General features: G+C 62.7%; 14 protein-coding genes. 4 read left to right on the top strand and 10 right to left on the bottom strand.

Annotation, left to right across the window (positions count from 1 at the left end; all coding sequences use genetic code 11):
* The first annotated feature begins 38 nt into the window (after window positions 1-38).
* On the top strand, window positions 39-809 hold the full coding sequence (gene tam / locus FHT70_RS27780) for a trans-aconitate 2-methyltransferase (RefSeq protein WP_183706311.1): 771 nt from the start codon (window positions 39-41) through the stop codon (window positions 807-809).
* Between the two features lie 20 nt (window positions 810-829).
* Here tam and FHT70_RS27775 read toward each other — a convergent pair whose 3' ends face one another.
* From FHT70_RS27775 to speB, 7 genes are all read right to left on the bottom strand, one after another.
* Window positions 830-1,867: an Ldh family oxidoreductase gene (locus FHT70_RS27775; RefSeq protein ID WP_183706309.1), complete on the bottom strand. Its 1,038-nt coding sequence runs from the start codon at window positions 1,865-1,867 to the stop codon at window positions 830-832.
* On the bottom strand, window positions 1,864-2,997 hold the full coding sequence (locus FHT70_RS27770) for an alpha-hydroxy acid oxidase (protein ID WP_210282978.1): 1,134 nt from the start codon (window positions 2,995-2,997) through the stop codon (window positions 1,864-1,866). Before FHT70_RS27770 ends, FHT70_RS27775 begins: the two co-directional genes overlap by 4 nt.
* A gap of 142 nt (window positions 2,998-3,139) precedes the next feature.
* A complete protein-coding gene (locus FHT70_RS27765; protein WP_183706305.1) occupies window positions 3,140-3,937 on the bottom strand; it encodes an ABC transporter permease in 798 nt (265 codons plus the stop codon).
* Window positions 3,934-4,791, bottom strand: a complete 858-nt coding sequence (locus FHT70_RS27760) for an ABC transporter permease (RefSeq protein ID WP_183706303.1) — start codon at window positions 4,789-4,791, stop codon at window positions 3,934-3,936. Before FHT70_RS27760 ends, FHT70_RS27765 begins: the two co-directional genes overlap by 4 nt.
* Window positions 4,788-5,822, bottom strand: a complete 1,035-nt coding sequence (locus FHT70_RS27755) for an ABC transporter ATP-binding protein (RefSeq protein ID WP_183706302.1) — start codon at window positions 5,820-5,822, stop codon at window positions 4,788-4,790. The genes FHT70_RS27760 and FHT70_RS27755 overlap by 4 nt, the downstream gene beginning before the upstream one ends.
* A gap of 60 nt (window positions 5,823-5,882) precedes the next feature.
* Complete coding sequence (locus FHT70_RS27750) at window positions 5,883-6,965, bottom strand: extracellular solute-binding protein (RefSeq protein ID WP_183706300.1); 1,083 nt, start codon at window positions 6,963-6,965, stop codon at window positions 5,883-5,885.
* A 104-nt stretch (window positions 6,966-7,069) separates the two neighbouring features.
* Window positions 7,070-8,128 (bottom strand): agmatinase, encoded by a 1,059-nt coding sequence (gene speB, locus FHT70_RS27745; RefSeq protein WP_097599898.1) that lies wholly within the window; start codon window positions 8,126-8,128, stop codon window positions 7,070-7,072.
* Between the two features lie 173 nt (window positions 8,129-8,301).
* Between speB and FHT70_RS27740 the strand changes: the two genes are divergently transcribed.
* Both FHT70_RS27740 and zwf read left to right on the top strand, forming a co-directional pair.
* Window positions 8,302-9,180, top strand: coding sequence for a LysR substrate-binding domain-containing protein (locus FHT70_RS27740; protein ID WP_183706298.1), 879 nt, complete (start codon window positions 8,302-8,304; stop codon window positions 9,178-9,180).
* Between the two features lie 178 nt (window positions 9,181-9,358).
* Window positions 9,359-10,876 carry a glucose-6-phosphate dehydrogenase gene (zwf, locus tag FHT70_RS27735; protein ID WP_183706296.1) on the top strand — a complete coding sequence of 506 codons (1,518 nt, stop codon included), beginning with the start codon at window positions 9,359-9,361 and terminating at the stop codon, window positions 10,874-10,876.
* An 11-nt stretch (window positions 10,877-10,887) separates the two neighbouring features.
* Here zwf and FHT70_RS27730 read toward each other — a convergent pair whose 3' ends face one another.
* The 3 genes from FHT70_RS27730 to FHT70_RS27720 all read right to left on the bottom strand — a co-directional run bounded on the left by FHT70_RS27730 (window position 10,888) and on the right by FHT70_RS27720 (window position 12,259).
* Window positions 10,888-11,205, bottom strand: coding sequence for a hypothetical protein (locus FHT70_RS27730; protein ID WP_085777413.1), 318 nt, complete (start codon window positions 11,203-11,205; stop codon window positions 10,888-10,890).
* Window positions 11,206-11,324: 119 nt separating this feature from the next.
* Window positions 11,325-11,780: an NUDIX domain-containing protein gene (locus FHT70_RS27725; protein WP_183706294.1), complete on the bottom strand. Its 456-nt coding sequence runs from the start codon at window positions 11,778-11,780 to the stop codon at window positions 11,325-11,327.
* A gap of 86 nt (window positions 11,781-11,866) precedes the next feature.
* Entirely contained in the window at window positions 11,867-12,259 is a 393-nt protein-coding gene (locus tag FHT70_RS27720; protein ID WP_085780007.1) for a hypothetical protein, read from the bottom strand.
* A gap of 199 nt (window positions 12,260-12,458) precedes the next feature.
* Here FHT70_RS27720 and FHT70_RS27715 point away from each other — a divergent pair, with 199 nt between their 5' ends.
* Window positions 12,459-14,018, top strand: coding sequence for a helicase HerA-like C-terminal domain-containing protein (locus FHT70_RS27715; RefSeq protein ID WP_183706292.1), 1,560 nt, complete (start codon window positions 12,459-12,461; stop codon window positions 14,016-14,018).
* Window positions 14,019-14,156: the final 138 nt, after the last annotated feature.

Here is a 14,156-nt window from a genome sequence, read left to right as displayed (position 1 = left end):
CACAGGAAAGACGTGGCCCGACATCAGGAGGTATCGCCATGGCATGGTCCGCCAGCCAATATGTGAAGTTCGAGGACGAGCGTACGCGGCCGGCGCGCGATCTTCTGGCGCAGGTACCGCTGCAGGGGCTTCGCCGCGCTGTCGACCTCGGCTGCGGCCCGGGCAATTCGACCGAGCTCATCATCGAGCGCTATGGGGCTGCCGGCGTCTCCGGCCTCGACAGCGACATCAACATGCTGGAGGCGGCCCGCAAGCGGCTGCCGCGCACAGCCTTCGTCGAGGCGGATCTTGGCAGCTGGCAGCCGACGGAGCCCGCCGATCTGCTCTTTGCCAATGCCGTCTTCCAGTGGCTGCCCGATCATCTCGACATTTTCGAGCGGCTGATGGACGGGCTTTCCGAAGGCGGCGTTCTTGCCGTGCAGATGCCCGACAATCTCGGCGAACCCTCGCATCTGGCGATGGAAGAGACTGCCCATGCCGGCCCTTGGAAGGCCGCCTTCGAGGCGAAGAGCGTGCGTCGCCAGCCGCTGGCACCGCCGTCCACATATTATTCCAGGCTGATTGCCAAGGCGGCGCGCGTGGATATCTGGCACACCATCTACAATCACCCGATGGCCGATGCGGGGGCGATCGTCGAATGGGTCAAGGGAACCGGGCTGATGCCCTATCTCGCCCATGCCGGCGAGAGACATCGCGAGGCTTTTCTCGCCGATTATCTGGAACGGGTGGAAAAGGCCTATCCGAAGCTGTCGGACGGGCGGGTGCTGCTGCGGTTCCCACGGATTTTCATCGTAGCGGTGAAGAAATGACCGACTGCGAACGACGTGCTTTATTTGACGGCGGCCAGTCCGCCAGCCAACAGCGCATCCAGTTGGGCGATCTCCGCTGCGGTGAGGCTGATGCCTTCGGCTTCCGATTTGATGCGCTCGGCGAAGCGGCGCTGCGACGGAAGCCGCGCGCCTTGTCCCACAATCGTATCGAAGAGCACTTCGGCGCGCGCGAACGGATCGCCGGGGCGGCCCCTGGCGAAGGCTTCGGGTGACATCGCAATGATCAGTTCGCCATGGAACGGCGCCAAGATCGTCGTGCCGAGATAGTCTAAGACCTCGGGACTGGTGAGATCGCCGATCATGATGCCGGCGAGCAGCTCTATCATGGTGGCGATGGCGGACCCCTTATGGCCGCCAAAAGGCATCATTGCGCCTTCAAGCGCGGCCGCCGGGTCAGTGGTCGGATTGCCGTCAGCGTCGATCGCCCAACCCTCCGGCAGTTGCTTGCCGGCGCGCCGGTGCAGTTCGATCTCACCGCGCGCCGCCACCGACGTGGCAAAATCGAACACGTAGGGCGGCTGGTCTTTGCGAGGCCAGCCGAAGGCAAGTGGATTGGTGCCGAGCAGAGGCTTGCTGCCTCCGGATGGGGCAACCGTCGCATAGCTCGGACACATCACCAATGCCGCCAGGCCGTGCGCGGTCAGCGCCTCGACCTCGGGCCACAGGGCCGAGAAGTGCGAGCAATCGTTGATGACCATCGCGGCGATGCCAAGCCGCTTGGCGCGTTCCGCCAGGGCGGGTACGCCCAGTTCAAACGCCGCGCTGGCGAAACCGCCCCGCGCATCGACCCTGACGATGGCGCTGCCGTCATCCGGTGCAACGACGGGAGCGGCATCAGGCATCACCTTGCCCGCCTTTACCGTGCGCAGCGCACCCTCGATGCGGTATATTCCGTGCGACTTGCAGGCATCGCGTTCTCCGGCCACGATGACATGCGCCAAAGCCGCCGCCTGCACCTTGTTCAATCCTGCGCGCTCGAAGATGGCAACAACTCGATTTTGCAGGGCTTCGATGCTCATGGTAACGGCTTCAGTCACGCAATTCTCCATCCAAGATCAAGTTCCGCTTTCGCCCGCCCTGCTTTTGGCCGCCAGTGACACGCTGGCAAGTCCTCCACTGCCTTGCAGCCCAGCTGCGCCATCGTTGCCCTCAGTTCGGCTTTCAGGACGTTCATCAAATGATCGCCGCCGCGACGCCCGATGGCGGCGGAAGCAAACAGGAATGGCCGGCCGATCAGGACAAAATCGGCGCCGAGCGCCAGCATCCGGGCGATATCGAGGCCGGAGCGCACGCCTCCGTCTGCGAAAAGCAAGGCCTTGGGGCCAAGTCGTTCGCGGATTTCACCGATGACCTCCGCCGCCGACGGCGCGGCGTCGAGTTGGCGTCCCCCATGATTGGAGAGGATCAGACCATCGCCGCCCAAGGACATATATTCCTCCGCTTCGTCGGCGCGAAGCACACCCTTGACCAGGATCTTGCCTGGCCATGCGTCTCGGATTTTCTTGAAGCGCTCGCGCGTGACGTGACCCGTCATCACCCTGCCGACAAATTCGGCCGCTGCGGCAAGGCTCGAGCCCTTCGGGTAGTAGGGCGAGAGATTGGCGAAGTCGGGAGCGCCGTTTTGCAGAATGCCCATCGCCCATGACGGACGCATCGCCACCTGCATGATCGTCGAAAGGTCATAGACCGGCGGGATGCTCAAACCATTGCGGATGTTGCGCTCGCGCCGCGTGGACGCTGGAATGTCGACAGTCACGACAAGAACGTCGTAGCCCGCTCTGCGCGCCCGATCCACCATGTCCTCTTCCATGGCGGGATCATTGGGTGGATAGAACTGGAACCAAGTGTGATCACCGCCTGCAGGACGGATCGTCTCAAGCGAGGTGTTGGCGAAAGTGCTGAGGATATAGGGAAGGTTATGCTGCCTGGCAGCCTGTGCCAGCGGCAGCTCCGACCCGGGCCACAGAAGGCCGGCCAGCCCAAGCGGCGCGACGGCAAATGGCGCGTCGAAACGATGACCGAACAGGCTTGCGCCGATATCGGGCTCGTCAGCGTCGGCCAGGTAGCCCGGCATAAGCACAACCTCTTCCATGGCCGCCAGATTGCGCCGCAAGGAAGCTTCGCGCCCGAGTCCGCCGGCGAGATAGTCCCAAGCGAAACGCGGCATGCGTCTTTGGGCGGCTTTTTCCATGTCCGCGACGCAGGGAAACCGTCGTTCTAGCGCTAGGTCCATCTCGGGTGCTTCGATGTTGAGGAGGAAGGGGACCGCTGATCGCCTGGCGTTTCGCGGCGGGGACTGGTTGCTTCGATCAGGGTTCGTTTGACGTCATTGCGCCAAGCAGTTTCGGCAGGTCGCCGAAGCGCGCGACAAGGCTGAAGACGATCGCTGCGGTCGCCACGAACAGGATCGTCACCGCCGCCATGGTCGGCGTGTAGCCGTATCGCAGCGAATTGAAGATCTTGATCGGCAGCGTTTCCAGCGTGAAACCGACCGTCATGTAGGCAACGATATATTCGTTGAGCGACAGCACAAAGGCAAAAGCGTAGCCCGACACGATGTACGGCGAGATCAGCGGCAGAACGACGGTTCGGAACACCGTGCGGTCGTCGCCTCCTAAGGTCGAGGCGGCCTCCACCAGCGAGCGGTCGATCGCCGAAAAGCCGAGCGAAATGGTCACCAGCGGCAGCGTGACGAAGAAAATGGCGTGGCCGACCACCGCTGTCCAGGGTTGCCCGTAAAACCCGGTCGTGGCCCAGAAGGTCAGCAGGCCGAGCGCCGTGATAACCGGCGGCAAGGTGAAGGGCGCCACGCCAAGCAACTGGAAAATATTGGCCCAAGGCGCGTGGCGGCGCCAGAGGAACCAGGCGAGCGGCAAGGCGATCAGCACCGCAAGCGCCGCCGACGACAGCGCCAGCACAAGCGACGCGATCAGCGCGTTGCGCCATTCCATATCGAGAAATATCTGGCCATACCAGCCGAGCGAGAAGCCTTGCGGCGGGAAGGTGAGGCTCTGCTTGGCATTGACCGAAACGCCGGCGACAATGATCAGCGGCAAAGCGAGAAACAGTCCGACGACCCCGAAAAGAACGTTGCGGAGAATGGTCATTTGCTCGCCCCTCCTTGGCGGCCAACGAGCAGGGTGAGCGCTACAAGGGCCAGTGTGACCAACACCAGGAAAACCGCCATGGCAGCCGCGAAGGGCATGTTCGACTGATAGATCGCCTGGTCGGTAATGTGCACGGAAAGCGTCCAGTGCTGCGGCCGGCCGAGCAGTTGCGGCAACAGATAGGACCCGAGCGCGAAGATGAAAACCATGATCAGCGTGGCGAGAATCGTGTCGCGCAACGCAGGCACGACGACGGTGAAGAAGGCCTTGACCGGCGAAGCGCCAAGCGTACGCGCCGCCTCCGAAAGAGTCGGATCAAGTCGCACCAGCGCGGGGTAGAGCACCAGGACCGTATAAGGGAAGGCCTGATAGACCATGCCTGTGACGACGGCTCCGATGCTCGGCGTCAGGGCGACTGCCTGCTGCATGAGGCCGAGCCATACAAACAGATTGGTGATGCCGGCCGTGCGCGAAAACAGCGTCGACCAGGCGAAACCGATGATCACCTCAGACAAAGACAGGATCGAAAGGAGTGCGACCAGCCAGGCCACCTGGGTGCTCCGCTTCATGCGGATCAGCAGGTATGTGAAAGGCAGGGCCAGAACGACACAGGTTGCGGCCACCGCGATCGCAAGCAGCAACGAGAAGCTGAGCACGCCGCCGAAGAAGGCTGAGAGGAAGCGAACATAATTGTCGAAGACGAAATCAGGCGTGTAGAAGCCGCCCTGCTGGCGTTTGAAGAAGCTGACGGAAATCATCGTACCGAAAGGCACGACGAAGAAGACGATCAGCATGATTGCCGGGAATGCGAGTGGGGCATAGTCGCCGAGCGTCTGCGGGGGTTCGCGTCTCATTGCTCGAGCACCACGCAATCCTTGTCGGTGAGCGCAATGCCCACCCTCTGGCCCACCGCCACGTCAGGGCGCTCGCGCGGCGTCGAGACCGCAATGAACTGCTGACCGCTGACATTGACAAAGGTTTCGACGACGCCGCCGAGATCGCGCACGAAGGTGACCTCGCCCGTCAATGCGCCGGCCTCGGGCGGCCCCAGGCGCACGTCTTCCGGCCGGATCGAAAGCGTGGCGCGCTCGACGCCCGCCGACAGCGACAGGGCGGCGACGGGCTGCCCCAGTATGCTGACTGCGCCGCCCTCTCGTCTGGCCTCGACCAGATTTGTCTGGCCAATGAAATCCGCGACGAAGCTGTCTGCCGGCCTGCGATAAATCTCCGTCGGCGACGCCGCCTGGCGTATCTGACCGCCGTTCATGACCACGACCGTATCGGCCATGGTCATCGCCTCGCGCTGGTCGTGCGTGACGGCGATCGTGGTGATGCCGAGCCGCTGATGAAGCTGGCGAAGCTCCACCTGCATGGCTTCGCGCAGCTTGGCATCAAGCGCTGACAGCGGCTCGTCGAGCAGAAACAGTTTCGGCGAAATCGCCAGTGCCCTTGCGATTGCGACGCGTTGCCTCTGGCCGCCGGAAAGTTTCGACACGGAGCGGTCAGCGTAGCCCTGCAAATAAATCATCGCCAGCAGCTCTTCGACGCGCTTCGCCTGCTCGTCCTTGGGACGGCCGCGAATGCGCAGTGGATAGGCGATATTCTCGCCTACCGTCAGGTGCGGGAACAGCGCCAGCGACTGGAACACCATGCCAAGCTCGCGCTGGTGCGTCGGCGTCCTGGTGATGTCTTTCCCGTTGAGCGTGATGCGGCCCGAGGTCGGCAGATCGAGACCTGCGATCATGCGCAACAAGGTCGTCTTGCCGCAGCCGGAGGGGCCGAGCAGACAGACGAATGCCCCGTGCGGCACCGTCAGGTCGACATTGTCGACGGCGCGAATGACGTTGAAGTCCTTGACGATATTCTGAAGCGTGAGTCCCGACATATGCCTCTTCCCGACCGAAAGGCAGGCCCCTGAACGGGGCCCGCGAAAGCACGATGAGCGTCAGCTGGCGATCATTTCCGTCCACTTCTCGTTCAGCCAGTCGGCCTTGGAGAGGTACATGTCGTAGTGTGGAATGATCGGTTCGATGTCGGAGGAAACCGCCGCAAATTCCTTCTCGTTCAGATCGGTCGTTTCGCGCTTGACCGTTGGCGACGTGCCCACCTTGCGTGACAGCACGGCCTGGATCGTAGGCTGACACATATAGTCGATGAAGATATGCGCCTCTTCCGTCTTCTTCGACGCCTTCGACAGCGCCCACGAACCTGCGTCCTGAATGCCGCCCTCCTTCGGGAAGGTCGAGCGAACGGGCTGACCGTCCGCGGCGGCGAGGCCGGTCACGTCGTGATAATACTGTCCCATCGGAATTTCACCCGACTTCAGCGCCTGTTCGAACTGCGCCTCGTCGCGATACCACAGTCGTACATTCGGCTTCAGCTCGGCCAGCTTGGCGAAGACCTTGAGGATGCTCTCCTCAGTGTCGAGGGCCTGGGCGCCGCCGAAATAGGTCTTTGCCGTCACGTCGAGCAGGAAGGAGTTGGACACGAGCGCCAGCAGACCGAGCTTGTCGGCATTGGCAGGGTCCCACAGCGCTGTCCAGCTGGTCGGCGCTTCCTTGTAAACATCTGTGTTGGTGACCAGGGTGATGAACCATGAGACCGCGCCGATGCCGGCGACGCGGCCATCCGGGTATTTGTTGATGAAGCGCTCAAGCAGGTTGCTGGAATTCTTGATCTTGGCGAGATCGAGCGGAGCCCAGAGCTCTGTGGCCTGGCCCTTGCGCATTGACACCTGCGACATCATCGAAACGTCAGCCGGCGCCTGACCTGCCTGGGCTGCCTGCTGCATCTGCACCAGCCAGGCCTCACCGGTCGGCTCTGCGACGGATTCGACCGCGATGCCGGTCGCCTTGGTGAACTCCGGAAAGATGTTCTTGTCGAACGAGTCCTTGAAGTAGCCGCCATAAACACCGACCTTCAGCGACTTGTCCTGGGCGCGCAGCACGTTGGGCATTGCCAACATGGCTACACCAGCACCTATTCCGACGCCGAGCACGGTACGGCGGTTCATTGTCAATTTCGTCATCGTCTTTCTCCTAACCGATGCGGCACGCCGCTTCCCTCTTTCAATGTATTCGAGGCCTTTGCGGCCTTCTTGTCGTTCCTGGCCTTGGGCTGCGGCCAGGCCCGTCACGCGGTACGGCGGATTGCCGGGCTGAACGCCATCAGGCTCAATATTTCGAACAGCATCTGCGCGCCGGCATGGGCTGTGTTGGTGGTAGCGTCATACTGGGGCGCAACCTCGACGACATCGCCGCCGACCAGGTTCACGCCTTTGAAGCCGCGGATGAGCTCCAGGACCTCGCGGGTGCTGAAGCCGCCAATCTCCGGCGTGCCGGTGCCCGGCGCGAAGGAAGGATCGAGGCTGTCGATGTCGAAGGAAAGATAGGTCGGCCCGTCACCGATGATGGCCTTCGCCTTCTCGATGATTGCAGGGATGCCCATTGCCGAGATCTCCTCGGCATGGATCACCGTCATGCCCGAGGCATAAGAAAACTCCCAGAGATATTCCGCCGAGCCGCGAATGCCGATCTGAATCACGCGCGTCGGGTCGAGCACGCCGTCGAGCACGGCGTTGCGGAACGGTCCGCCGTGGTGGAACTTGGTCAGGTCGTAAGCACCGCCGGTGTCGCAATGGGCGTCGATATGGATCATGCCGACCGGCCGCTCCTTGCCGACGGCCCGCAGAATCGGATGGGTGATCGAGTGGTCGCCGCCTACCGAGAGCGGCAGCACCCCTGCGGCAACGATCTGCGCGACGCGTTTTTCGATATCCTCATGTGACAATTCCAGACGGTAGCGGCTCTGAAACGCTACGTCGCCAATGTCTGCCACGCGCAGTTCCTGAACCGGCGCGCAGCCGAGCACATGGTTGTAAGGACCGATGCGCTCAATGGCGCGCAACGCGCGCGGTCCAAAGCGCGAGCCCGGGCGGTTCGTCACGCCAAGATCCATGGGCACGCCGAGGATCGCCACCTGCAGATCACCGAAATCCGGATTCTCGTTGTCGACCTGCATCAGGGGGGCGGAGAGGAATGTCGGGATTCCCGAATAGGGCGCGAGCCGGGTGCCGCTCTTGTTAAAAATCTTCTCCGCTACCTTGCGGAACTCCGGATGGTGCAATTCACCGCCGTGGCTGTCGCCATATCTGGTTCGGAGTTCGGAAAGCTTGGTTTCATTCCAGGACATGACGGCCTTCTTGAGGATGACGATGCTTCGATCAGGATGGCAAATCGGTCCTCGGCTGCAGCTCTGCCGCAGAGGCCGATGGCTTCTTCAGTGATTGAACGGCAAGCTCGCTGGAAAATCAATTGATATTAATCTACAGTTTTATGCGATTTTTTCTCACAGGTCGTTGTCTCATGTCCAGCCGTCTGCCGCCCCTCAACCCGCTGCGCGCGTTTGAGGCAACTGCCCGCCATGGATCGGTTTCCGCCGCAGGCCGCGAGTTGAATGTCACCCACGGCGCGATCAGCCATCAGATACGCACCTTGGAGGAATCGCTCGGCGTGCGCCTGTTTGAGCGCGGTGGCAAATGGTTGAAGCTGACCAGCCAGGGCGCGTTGCTGATGCCGGTCGTCTCCAACGCATTTTCGGAGATCGCAGCAGCGAAAGCCGCGATGACCCGGCCGGCGACCGGCGGCACGCTGCGGGTAACCTGTGTTGCGGCGGTGCTGTCGCTCTGGCTGATGCCACGGCTGCAGGAGTTCACCGATCAATACCCCGATATTCAACTCGACCTGCGCGCCTCGAATGACTCGAACAATCTGAGTTCCCCGAATGTCGACCTGTGCATTCTCTACGGCGGCGGCAACTGGCCCAATTATTGGTCGCGCCTCTGGAGCCGGATGGAGCTCTTCCCCGTCGCCAGCCCGGCCCTCATGAACAGGCGGCCGCTGCGTTCCCTACGCGATCTGCGCGACCACATGCTCCTGCATGCCGATCGCGGCAATGAGTGGAACACCTGGCTCACCGCAGCCGGCGTTGCGATGCCCGCGCGCCAGCACATGATGAGCGACGCGCGCCTGTCGATCGAGGCCGCCATGTACGGCCATGGCATTGCGCTCGGCGACAACATCACCACCGCGCACATGATTGCACGGGGCGAGCTGGTCGCGCCATTCGATCTTACGGTTCCGGCCAATGACGCGGTCTATGTGGCCTGCCGATCCGAGGCTCAAGCGACGCCAATCGTCCGCGTCTTCATCGACTGGTTCTATGCTTCGCTAGTCCGCAACTGAGCATGGGTTGAGGCTGCTTGGCTGAGCGCCAACCTTGACATCGCCACGCCCGCTGCAACTCACCGGCTCTCGGCACTCCCGCCGCCCCAGTGTGTCAAATGGGCGTTACATCTCGCCACTTATGTTGCCGCGAAACCGGCAGGCAGTATAGTCGGCGGCAAAATCGGAGACGACACACATGCACGCTGCCCCTACCCCGCCGGTCACCCTTGTCATCTTCGGCGCCACGGGCGACCTGACGCGCCGCCTCCTGGTGCCGGCGATCATCAACCTGACGCGCCAGGGCCTCGTTGGTGAGGACCTCAGCATTCTCGGCATCGGCATCGAAGCGGGCGACGACGAATTCCTGCGCGGGCGGCTCGATGCCTTCCTCAATCATCTGAACGGAGACGAGCAGACGGTCAAGGACCAAGCCTGGGAGAGCCTGCGCCGGCGCATTTCCTATATGTCGGGCGATTTTACCAAGGATGACATCTTTATCGAAATCGGCAAGCGGTTGGGGCCGAACGCCAATGCCGCCTTCTATCTCGCGGTGCCGCCATCCTTCTTCGGCATCATCGTTGAGAAGCTTGCCGCCCATGGGCTCACCGATGAAAGCGAGGGCGTCTTCCGCCGCGTCGCGATCGAGAAGCCGTTCGGCACCGATCTCGCCTCTGCGCGGGCGCTCAATGCGCAAATCCTCGCCCAGATCGGCGAAAGCCAAGTCTACCGGCTCGATCATTTCCTAGGCAAGGAGACGGTGCAGAACCTGATGACGGCGCGTTTCGCCAACATGATCATTGAGTCGCTGTGGAACAGCCGCTATATCGACCACGTGCAGATCACCGCCGCCGAGATCGTCGATATCGGCGGCCGAGGCAAATTCTACGATGCCACGGGGGCGCTGCGCGACATGGTGCCGAACCATCTCTTCCAGCTCTTGGCGATGATTGCCATGGAGCCGCCGAACAGCTTCGATGCAGAGGCGATCCGCAACGAGAAGAGCAAGGTGCTGAAGGCACTGCGCATCTATACGCCAGAGGAGGCAAAGACGCATGGCGTGCGCGGCGCCTATGCGGCCGGCCCGTTGAACGGCGTCGATCTTCCCGCCTATCGCGACAGCAAGGATGTTTCGCCCGACAGCCGGACCGAAACCTATGTGGCGCTGAAGCTCTATGCCGATACCTGGCGCTGGGCCGGCGTGCCCTTCTATTTGAGAACCGGCAAGGCACTGACGGCACGCGACACCGAGATCGTCATCACCTTCCAGCCGGTGCCCTTCGCGCAGTTTCGCGAGACCGAGGTCAATCGCCGCCTGCCGCCGAACCGGCTGGTGATCCAGGTACAGCCGGACGAGGGTTTGAGCATGGAAATCTCGATCAAGTCGCCGGGGCTTTCGGTCGATACGACGCCCGTGTCGCTCGATTTCCGCTATGCGGACAAGTTCGATATCGGCAAGACGACGGGTTATGAATCGCTGCTCTACGAACTCTTCATCGGCGACCAGACGCTGTTTCAGCGCGCCGACGGCATCGAGGCCGGCTGGGCGGCGGTGCAACCCTTCCTCGACATCTGGAGCAAGGATCCGAGCACGCCCGAAGCTTACGCGCCGGGCAGCATGGGTCCCGCCTGCGCCGACGAGCTCATCGAGCGCGACGGACGCAAATGGCACGAACTCGGGGTCATCCTGCACCGCGACAGCCAGAACGGCAAATAGGGCGTGCCTGATCATTGACCTTCGCGGCATGCCGGGCTGACGGAGGCGCCGCTGTTGCCGCCCTGCGTGGCAAGCGCGCCACGGGCCTTGCGCGGCGGGCAGCGCGCCCAGTCGACGCGGCCGCTCGGAACGCCGTTGTCGACGCTGCCTGTTTCGATCGAGTCGAGCGGGATGACCAGCCCGGCTTGCGGCTCCGCGCCCGGCGCCGTGCCGAGCGGCGGCGTGCCATCGAAGCGGCCGCTGGCATCCATGCCCATGTTCGATTGGGCAAGAACCGGACCAGAAAGGCTGAGGAGAGCGATCGACGTTGCTGCAATGAACCTGCGCATGATGCTGTTCCTTCTGATGTCAACGATGCGGCAGAAACAGCAATTCTACTCCCTTGTTCCCTCTGGAGCGAGTACGGGCGATCAAAGTTTGGCGAGCAGATTCAAAACGTCCTTGGGGCTCAATCACGCCAGCGCGACAGCAGCGTCTCGAGGCCCGTGGGAAAGAGATCGAGGCCGGCGTCACGCAGCATGTCGCGACCGAACCAGCGCGCCGTCGCCGCCGTTTCGTCCAGTTCGCAATAGCGGATCTCGGCGCGCTCGTAGAGGGCTTGATCGGCCAGTTCGACATCGGCGGCGAAGATGAATTCATGGCCGATCGAACCATGGTGTTCGAAGATATTTTCGAGAACATGCCAGGGGCCGACGATGCGGATTTCCGTGCCGAGCTCCTCCCGGATTTCGCGGTGCAGGGCCTGTTCGCGCGTCTCGCCGAATTCGATCGAGCCGCCGAGCGGCCGGACACCTTTGATGCGGCCACTGTCATCTTCCACTTCCGCGGCGAGCAAGCGGTTCTCTCGCCAGGCAAGGCCGATCACCTTCGCCCTGATCTGCTGCGGCGGGCGCCAGACGGTCATGCAGTTCGTCCATCTTGAGAGCTTCAGGGAGCGATAAAAGTAAGCCCCGCAGCGGCGGCGCGGGGCTCTTGCCGTTCTGTCGTCGTTCAGACGAACTGGCTGAGGCCGGGGACGGAGGCGACGACTTCGTCGACGACCTCTTCGCCGGCATATTGCTTGGCGATCGCAATGGTCTCCTTGGCGAGCGAGGTGATCTCGCCCATGCCGAGGCCCTCGCCCATTAGCTGCTGGCCGAGCCCCATGATGCCGCCGCCGCCGAGCGAGCTCATCAGCCCGCCGAGCAGACCGCCGCCGCCGGCACCGGCGCCATTGAACTGGGCGACGAGATCCGCGCCGCCGGGGATGGCCTCGATCATCCGGGCAACGGGGCCGTCAGCGGCCTCGCGCTGCAGGAAGCCGAGCATCATGCCGAGCGCCTTCTCCGCCTGCTCCGGGGAAATGCCCACGCGATCGGCGATTTCAGTCACAATTCCATTCATCGTCAGCCTCCTCATATTTTTGACGTTAACGTCAACGTTAATCGAGATTCGAATGCAACTCAAGCCAGCGGTTTCGCTTTCGATGCAAACAGTTGTCCGCATTCGCCTGCCTGCTTATAACAGGGAAACAATGGTTCGATGAAGGCGGCGCAAGCCAGACCTTCTCAACAAACGGCGGCAGGGCCGAAGGGAGATTGCGATGATCGAGGACGGCAAGATTTTCATCGGCGCGAGCCGCAATCCCGACGACAGCATCAACAAGCCGGAATATCTCGACCTGAAGTTCGGAAACCGCCACGGTCTCGTCACCGGCGCCACCGGCACCGGCAAGACAGTGACGCTGCAGGTGCTGGCCGAAGGTTTTTCGCGGGCCGGCGTTCCGGTCTTTGCGGCCGATATCAAGGGCGATCTTTCCGGCATCGCCGCCAAAGGCGAGCCCAAGGATTTTCTCACCAAGCGCGCCGAGCAGATCGGTTTCACCGATTACGAATTCGACCAGTTTCCGGTGATCTTCTGGGATCTGTTCGGGCAGAAGGGCCACCGGGTGCGCACCACCGTCGCCGAGATGGGGCCGCTGCTGCTCGCCCGGCTGATGGACGCTTCCGAGCCGCAGGAAGGCGTTATCAACATCGCCTTCAAGATCGCCGATGAGGCCGGCCTGCCGCTGCTCGATCTCAAGGATTTCACCTCGCTTTTGAACTATATGGGCGAGAATGCCACCGAGCTTTCCAGCCAGTTCGGCCTGATCTCCAAGGCCTCGGTCGGTTCGATCCAGCGGGCGCTGCTCGTGCTCGAACAGCAAGGCGCCGAGCACTTCTTCGGTGAACCGGCGCTGAAGATCTCCGACATCATGCGCACCCACACCAATGGTTACGGTCAGATCTCGGTGCTTGCCGCCGACAAGCTGATGATGAACCCGCGGCTCTATGCCACCTTCCTGCTGTGGCTGCTGTCAGAGCTGTTCGAGGAACTGCCGGAAGTCGGCGACCCCGACAAGCCGAAGCTGGTCTTCTTCTTCGACGAGGCGCATCTGCTCTTCAACGACGCGCCGAAGGTTCTGATCGAACGCGTCGAGCAGGTGGTGCGGCTGATCCGCTCCAAGGGCGTCGGCGTCTATTTCGTCACGCAGAACCCGCTCGACGTGCCGGAAACGGTGCTCGCCCAGCTCGGCAACCGCGCCCAGCATGCGCTGCGCGCCTATTCGCCGCGCGAACAGAAGGCGGTGAAGACGGCCGCCGATACGTTCCGCCCGAACCCGGCCTTCGACTGCGCCACCGTCATCACCAACCTCGGTACCGGCGAGGCGCTGGTCTCGACGCTGGAGGCCAAGGGCGCGCCGTCGATCGTCGAGCGCACGCTGATCCGCCCGCCGTCGGGCCGCGTCGGCCCGCTGACCGATGGCGAGCGCCAGCAGGTGATGGACAGGAGTCCCGTCCTCGGCGTCTATGACGAAGACGTCGATCGCGAATCCGCCTTCGAAATGCTGGCGGCGCGGGCAAAAAAGGCGGCGGAAGCAGAGGCCGCCAAGCGGGCGCAGGAAGAAGCGGCCGAACAGCCGGGCACGACCTCCGGCTGGAACCTGCCGGGCTTCGGCAGCGATGATGACAATCGCCAGGGCCGCGGCCAATCGCGCGACAGGTCTTCCGGTTACCAGCGCGAAACGGTGGTGGAAGCGGCGATGAAGAGCGTCGCCCGAACGGTCGCCACCCAGGTCGGCCGGGCGCTGGTGCGCGGGATCCTGGGGAGCTTGAAGCGGTAGACATTTGCCGCGGCAGCGCGCTTGAGCCCCTCATCCGCCTGCGGGCACCTTCTTGGATAAGAAAAATGTAGGATATTGATGCTTGCCGGGCGGGTGGCCGCCCGCCCGGCAGCTGGTTGTCGGATCGTCACCTTCTTA

It is taken from the genome of Rhizobium sp. BK049 (assembly GCF_014193135.1).
GTDB lineage: Bacteria > Pseudomonadota > Alphaproteobacteria > Rhizobiales > Rhizobiaceae > Rhizobium.
Note: the sequence above shows the minus strand (reverse complement) of the source record. Positions and strands in the feature narration are given on the sequence as shown.

Bases quoted from the DNA above. Each gene is read 5' to 3' on its own strand.
- FHT70_RS27715 (WP_183706292.1), top strand. From the start codon at position 12,459: ATGATCGAGGACGGCAAGATTTTCATCGGCGCGAGCCGCAATCCCGAC.
- FHT70_RS27770 (WP_210282978.1), bottom strand. From the start codon at position 2,997: ATGCCGCGTTTCGCTTGGGACTATCTCGCCGGCGGACTCGGGCGCGAA.
- FHT70_RS27720 (WP_085780007.1), bottom strand. From the start codon at position 12,259: ATGAATGGAATTGTGACTGAAATCGCCGATCGCGTGGGCATTTCCCCG.
- tam (WP_183706311.1), top strand. From the start codon at position 39: ATGGCATGGTCCGCCAGCCAATATGTGAAGTTCGAGGACGAGCGTACG.
- speB (WP_097599898.1), bottom strand. From the start codon at position 8,128: ATGTCCTGGAATGAAACCAAGCTTTCCGAACTCCGAACCAGATATGGC.
- FHT70_RS27730 (WP_085777413.1), bottom strand. From the start codon at position 11,205: ATGCGCAGGTTCATTGCAGCAACGTCGATCGCTCTCCTCAGCCTTTCT.
- FHT70_RS27765 (WP_183706305.1), bottom strand. From the start codon at position 3,937: ATGACCATTCTCCGCAACGTTCTTTTCGGGGTCGTCGGACTGTTTCTC.
- FHT70_RS27750 (WP_183706300.1), bottom strand. From the start codon at position 6,965: ATGACGAAATTGACAATGAACCGCCGTACCGTGCTCGGCGTCGGAATA.
- FHT70_RS27755 (WP_183706302.1), bottom strand. From the start codon at position 5,822: ATGTCGGGACTCACGCTTCAGAATATCGTCAAGGACTTCAACGTCATT.
- FHT70_RS27725 (WP_183706294.1), bottom strand. From the start codon at position 11,780: ATGACCGTCTGGCGCCCGCCGCAGCAGATCAGGGCGAAGGTGATCGGC.
- FHT70_RS27740 (WP_183706298.1), top strand. From the start codon at position 8,302: ATGTCCAGCCGTCTGCCGCCCCTCAACCCGCTGCGCGCGTTTGAGGCA.
- zwf (WP_183706296.1), top strand. From the start codon at position 9,359: ATGCACGCTGCCCCTACCCCGCCGGTCACCCTTGTCATCTTCGGCGCC.
- FHT70_RS27760 (WP_183706303.1), bottom strand. From the start codon at position 4,791: ATGAGACGCGAACCCCCGCAGACGCTCGGCGACTATGCCCCACTCGCA.